The 5,671-nt window shown below is 61.3% G+C and carries 8 protein-coding genes; all 8 read left to right on the plus strand.

Annotation, left to right across the window (positions count from 1 at the left end; genetic code table 11):
• On the plus strand, positions 1-985 hold a 985-nt coding region (locus tag VMH34_04060), incomplete at its 5' end, for a class I tRNA ligase family protein (protein ID HTT07945.1).
• A gap of 23 nt (positions 986-1,008) precedes the next feature.
• The gene (lptE, locus tag VMH34_04065) at positions 1,009-1,536 is read left to right on the plus strand and encodes an LPS assembly lipoprotein LptE (protein HTT07946.1); all 528 of its coding nucleotides are present in this window, start codon (positions 1,009-1,011) and stop codon (positions 1,534-1,536) included.
• A complete protein-coding gene (holA, locus tag VMH34_04070; protein ID HTT07947.1) occupies positions 1,533-2,543 on the plus strand; it encodes a DNA polymerase III subunit delta in 1,011 nt (336 codons plus the stop codon). Before lptE ends, holA begins: the two co-directional genes overlap by 4 nt.
• Positions 2,540-3,799 carry a glutamate-5-semialdehyde dehydrogenase gene (locus VMH34_04075; GenBank protein ID HTT07948.1) on the plus strand — a complete coding sequence of 420 codons (1,260 nt, stop codon included), beginning with the start codon at positions 2,540-2,542 and terminating at the stop codon, positions 3,797-3,799. Before holA ends, VMH34_04075 begins: the two co-directional genes overlap by 4 nt.
• Before the next feature lie 27 nt (positions 3,800-3,826).
• Positions 3,827-4,459: a nicotinate-nucleotide adenylyltransferase gene (gene nadD / locus VMH34_04080; GenBank protein ID HTT07949.1), complete on the plus strand. Its 633-nt coding sequence runs from the start codon at positions 3,827-3,829 to the stop codon at positions 4,457-4,459.
• Positions 4,456-4,818 (plus strand): ribosome silencing factor, encoded by a 363-nt coding sequence (gene rsfS, locus VMH34_04085; protein HTT07950.1) that lies wholly within the window; start codon positions 4,456-4,458, stop codon positions 4,816-4,818. Before nadD ends, rsfS begins: the two co-directional genes overlap by 4 nt.
• Positions 4,819-4,827: 9 nt before the next feature.
• Positions 4,828-5,298: a 23S rRNA (pseudouridine(1915)-N(3))-methyltransferase RlmH gene (gene rlmH, locus VMH34_04090; GenBank protein HTT07951.1), complete on the plus strand. Its 471-nt coding sequence runs from the start codon at positions 4,828-4,830 to the stop codon at positions 5,296-5,298.
• 4 nt (positions 5,299-5,302) lie between these two features.
• The coding region (locus VMH34_04095; protein HTT07952.1) for a Maf family protein at positions 5,303-5,671 on the plus strand (369 nt) is incomplete at its 3' end.

Below are 5,671 nucleotides of genomic sequence, written 5' to 3' on the forward strand. Positions count from 1 at the left end.
ACTGCTTACCCAAGGCATGGTGCTCAATCACATCTACTCGCGCCGCACCGACAAAGGTGGCATCGAATATTTTGCGCCTGATGAAGTGGAACCGCAGCACGACAGTGACGGCAAAATCACCGGCGCCAAATCAAGAACCGACAGTCAGCCGGTGGATTACCAAGGCATGGGCACCATGTCGAAGTCAAAGCGCAATGGCGTTGATCCGCAGGCATTGATTGAAAAATACGGCGCCGATACTGCGCGATTCTTTATCATGTTCGCATCACCCCCCGAACAGACATTGGAATGGTCCGATGCCGGTGTCGAAGGCGCTCACCGTTTCCTGAAACGAATTTGGGCAGCGGCCAAGCCGGAGTATGGACAATATCTACTCAATAAGGCCATAGAAAGTGAGAGTTATAAGCAGATCGACCCTAAGACGCTGCATCCCGATCAGCGCGATGTCAGGCAGAAAATCCATCTGCTTCTGAAACAAATCAATTTCGACTTTGGCCGTCACCAGTTCAATACGGTGTCGTCAGGAGGAATGAAAGCACTAAATGAACTCCCTGAAGCGATTCAAGATGTACCAGGCGCCGTTGATTCGACAATCACGCCCCACCCTGGCTCCAGCTTTGAGCCGTCGATGCACGCCCGGTATACGATTATTGCCGAGGGGCTGTGGATTCTCCTCCGAGTGCTGCATCCGATCTGTCCGCACATTACGGATCACCTTTGGCGGGAACTGGGATACGGCGATGACATCCTGAAAGAGCCTTGGCCGGAACCGGACGAAAAGGCGCTGAAACAGGATGAAATCGAGCTGGTGTTGCAGGTCAACGGCAAGATGCGCGGCAACGTGCGGGTGGCGGCTGATGCAGATCGGGCGGCCATCGAGGCCGCCGCGCTGGCCCATGAGGCGGCGCGGAAACACACAGTCGGCCTGACGGTGAAAAAAGTGGTGTTGGTTCCGGGCAGACTTGTTAATATTGTGGCCGGATAAAGCCTTAAAACGGGTACCCCATCATGGTCTTCCGCGGCACATTGCTGACCCTTTTTGCCCTCCTCATCGCCGGGTGCGGCTACCACTTGCGTGGCTCAGCGGCGGGCGGCGGCGGCTGGAACCTGGGCCGCGTCTATGTCATGGAGAGCGGCGCTTCCACATTGGCCGCCGAATTGCGCAACCAGATGGACATCTACGAGGTCAAGCTGGCGCGCAACGTTCAGGAGGCGGACGCGCTTATTCACCTTGACCGGGAGAAATATGATCGCCGCGTGCTTTCCGTCGATCCCAGCACCGGCAAGGTGCGCGAGTACGAAATCGGCATCGAAACCATATTGAGCGTCACCCGCCCGGACGGCACCGTATTGCTCGCGGAAACGCCCATCGATCTGCGGCGCAATTTCACCTTCGACGAGGCTTCCGTGCTCGGCAAGTCGCTCGAAGAAAACACCCTGCAGGCGGAAATGCGCACGGATGCCGCGGAGACCATCATGCGCCGCCTGCAGGCCCTGCATCCCGCGCCGGCACAGCCGGTCTCCGCGCGTCCATGAGACGCACGCCGGAACAACTGCGGACTTCGCTCAAAAAAGAACTGGCCCCGGTTTACCTGATCACGGGCGACGAGCCGCTGCAATCCATGGAATGCCAGGATGCGATCCGCGCCGCCGCGCGGGCGCAGGGTTATGGCGACCGCACCGTGCTGGACGTGGAAACTGGCATCGACTGGCCGGCGCTGCGATTCACCGCCGACAGCCTTTCGCTTTTTTCCAGCCGGCAGTTGATCGAACTGCGGCTGGGCGATGGCAAGCCGGGCGCCGCGGGCGCCGAGGCCATCATCCAATACTGCGAACGGCCGTCACCCGATGTGATGCTATTGATCAGCAGCGGCAAGCTCGACGGCAAGACCTTGCAAACCGGCTGGACCAGGGCCATCGACGCGCGGGGCGTGCTGGTGCAGGTCTGGCCGTTGAAGGCGGGAGAAATGGCGGTCTGGATCAGGGCGCGGTTGCAGGTGCATGGAGTGGATGCCACGCCGGATGCGGTGCGGTTGCTCGCGGATCGCGATGAAGGCAACCTGCTGGCGGCCGCGCAGGACATCGACAAACTTGCCCTGTTGTACGGCGGCAAGACCATCGACGTCGCCGAGGTCATGGCGGCGGTCGGCAACAGCGCGCGTTATGATCTCTTCAGCCTGCCTGACAGCGCGCTGGCGGGCGATGCGGCACGCGCCGTGCGCATGCTGCGCGGCCTGCGCGACGAGGGCGTCGAGCCAGTGCTGGTCTGCTGGAACCTGACGCGCGAGTTGCGTGCGCTCAATCTGCTGGCGCAGGGTCGCCGTCCGGAGGAAAATATTCCGGGCTATAAAATGTTTGGCCAACGCGAATCATTGTTGAAAACAGCGGCGCGGCGGCTGGGCGCGGAAAAATTAAAACGGCTGCTGCGCGAGGCCATACGCGTCGATCGCGTCGTGAAGGGCGTCGCGCAAGGCCAGCCGTGGGAAGAGCTGACAGGCCTGTGCCTGAACCTGGCCGGCAAACCATTGTTTCAATCGTTATGAACGACATCGACATCAAGAGTTATATGCGCGATGTGGGCCGGCGGGCGCGCGCCGCAGCCGTGATCATGGCGCGCGCGGACACGCACGCAAAAAATAATGCGTTGCTTGCCGCCGCCAAACAGATCGCCAAGGAGCAGGCGGCAATCCTGAAGACCAACGGCGAGGATTTGCGCGCCGGCGAGAATCTGGACGAAGCGCTCAAGGACAGGCTGGAACTCAATCCCAAGCGCGTGCAGGCGATGGTGGATGGCGTGATTGAAGTCGCGGCGCTCGTTGATCCCATCGGCGAGATCAGCGATCTGCGCTACCGCCCCTCCGGCATCCAGGTCGGCACCATGCGCGTGCCGCTGGGGGTCATCGGGATCATCTACGAGTCGCGCCCCAACGTGACCGCGGACGCCGCCGCTTTGTGCCTCAAGGCCGGCAACGCCGTCATCCTGCGCGGCGGTTCGGAATCGCTGCGCTCCAACCGGGCCATCGCCGACTGCATCCACGCGGGCCTCGAAGCCGCCGGCCTGCCGCGCGACGCCGTGCAGGTCATCGATACCACCGATCGCGCCGCCGTCGGCGAGCTGGTGACGATGAACGAATACGTGGATCTCATCGTACCGCGTGGCGGCAAGGGTCTCATCGAGCGCATCAGCCGCGAGGCGCGCATCCCGGTGCTGAAGCATCTCGACGGCATCTGCCATGTGTACATCGATGACCGCGCCGATCTCGACAAGGCCGAACGCATCGCCTTCAACGCCAAATGCCAGCGCTACGGCACCTGCAACACCATGGAGACGCTGCTCATTGCCGAGGCGGTGGCTGAGTTGGCGCTCGACCGGCTGGTCCCGCTGTATCTTGAGCAGAAGGTCGAATTGCGCGGCTGCGACAAGACCCGCAAGCTGGTGCCGCAGGCCAGGAAGGCGACCGAGGAAGACTGGCGCACGGAGTATCTTGCGCCGATCCTCTCCATCCGCATCGTCAGCGGTCTGGATGAGGCCATCGACCATATCCGACGTTACGGTTCACAGCACACCGACAGCATCGTCACCGAGGACATCACGCATGCCCGCCGCTTCCTGACTGAGGTGGATTCGAGCTCGGTGATGGTCAACGCCTCGACGCGCTTCGCCGACGGCTATGAATACGGCCTTGGCGCCGAGATCGGCATCAGCACCGACAAGTTCCACGCCCGCGGGCCGGTCGGCCTGGAAGGGCTCACCTCCAAAAAATGGATTGTGATTGGTGACGGTCATATCCGCAGTTGAAAATTCGTCCACCCGATTTCTGCGCGATTGAAACCCATCGGGATTTTAGGCGGCAGTTTCGATCCGGTGCACAACGGGCATCTCCATCTCGCCCGCACCCTGCGGCAGCGGGCGGACTTGGCGGAGGTAAGGTTCATCCCGTCATACCAACCGCCACATCGCGAGCCGCCTCTCGCCACGCCGTCACAGCGGCTGGAAATGCTGGAACTCGCCTTGCGCGGCGAGCCGGGACTAATCGTGGATCAGCGCGAATTGCGGCGTAATGGAATTTCGTATACGGTTGAGACACTCGAATCCTTGCGCGCTGAACTGCATGATCAACCGCTATGTTTGATTCTCGGCATGGATGCCTTCCGTGGCCTGCCGCAATGGCATGAGTGGCGGCGCATCCCCGAGCTGGCACATCTTCTGGTGGCACACCGTCCCGGCGCTTCCCGGCAACTCCCCGATGAACTGGCTGAATTGATGCGCGCGCATCAGGCGGCTGATCCCGCGCTGCTCGCCCGATCGCCCAAGGGTGGGATCTATCTTTGCGATATCGAGGCGCTGGATATTTCCTCCTCCCTGATCCGCCACCGCGCGCGCGCCGGTGAAAGTCTGGACGCCCTGCTGCCGACAACCGTCGCGGAATACATTCATCACCACCGCCTGTATCAATGACGAAACTCATATATACACCGCAAAAACTCGCCGAGCGCATGGTCCACGCGCTGGAAGACGTCAAGGCCGATCACATTCACCTGCTGGACGTGCGCCGGCTGACTTCCATGACCGACTACATGATTATCGCCAGCGGCCGCTCCAACCGGCAGGTGCGTGCCATGGCCGACAGGGTGATCGAGGCAGCGGCGGAACTGCACCTGAAACCGCTCGGGCTGGAAGGTTACGAGGGCGGTGAATGGGTGCTGGTCGATCTCGGCGACGTGATCGTGCATGCCATGCACCCACTGACCCGCGCCTTCTATCAGCTGGAAAAACTCTGGAAAGACACCGCCGCGGATCACGCGCAGACGGTCTGACATCCCCGCATGCATCTTCATCTGATCGCCGTGGGCAAGCGCATGCCGGCCTGGGTCGCGGCGGGATTCCAGGATTACGCACGTCGCCTGCCATCGCCATGGGCCTTGCGACTGACGGAAATACCACCGGTTAATCGCACATCCGGCAAGGCAGCACGCGATTACATGCGGGAGGAAGGCGAACGTGTCCAGCGCGCTTGTCCTGAAGATGCGTACCTCGTGGTGCTCGATGAGCGCGGCAAAGACTGGAACAGCAAACAGTTGAGCCAGCGCTTGCAACGATGGTCGCAGGACGGGCGCGATGTGGCCTTCATCATCGGCGGCGCGGACGGCGTGGATGCCGCGTTGAAAAAATGCGCCGATGAGCTTTGGTCGCTGTCACCGTTGACCCTGCCGCATGCGCTAGCGCGCGTGGTGGTGGCCGAGCAGATCTACCGCGCCTGGAGCTTGTTGAGCAACCATCCCTATCATCGGGATTGATGGAATGATATATCTTGTTTCGCAATCGCCGCGCCGCCGACAGTTGCTGGAGCAGATCGGCGTTGAATACAAAACCTTGAAGGTCGAGATCGACGAATCCTGGGACGGCAAGGAAGCCGTAGATAAGCACGTGCTGCGGCTGGCGCTGGCCAAGGCGTGCGCAGGTTGGGAGCAAGTCCGGTCGGGTAAGCCGGCGCCGGTGTTGGGCGCGGATACTGCAGTGGTTCTGGATGGCGTCATCCTGGGCAAGGCGGAAACGGTGGAACAGGCGCGCACTATGCTGCGCCAATTATCTGGACACACTCACCAGGTTTACTCCGGCGTGGTGTTGATCGACACACAAGGTCGCGAACATTCCGCGCTCAACGTGAGC

The organism is Gammaproteobacteria bacterium (assembly GCA_035501935.1).
Classification (GTDB): Bacteria; Pseudomonadota; Gammaproteobacteria; order JAJPIJ01; family JAJPIJ01; genus JAJPIJ01.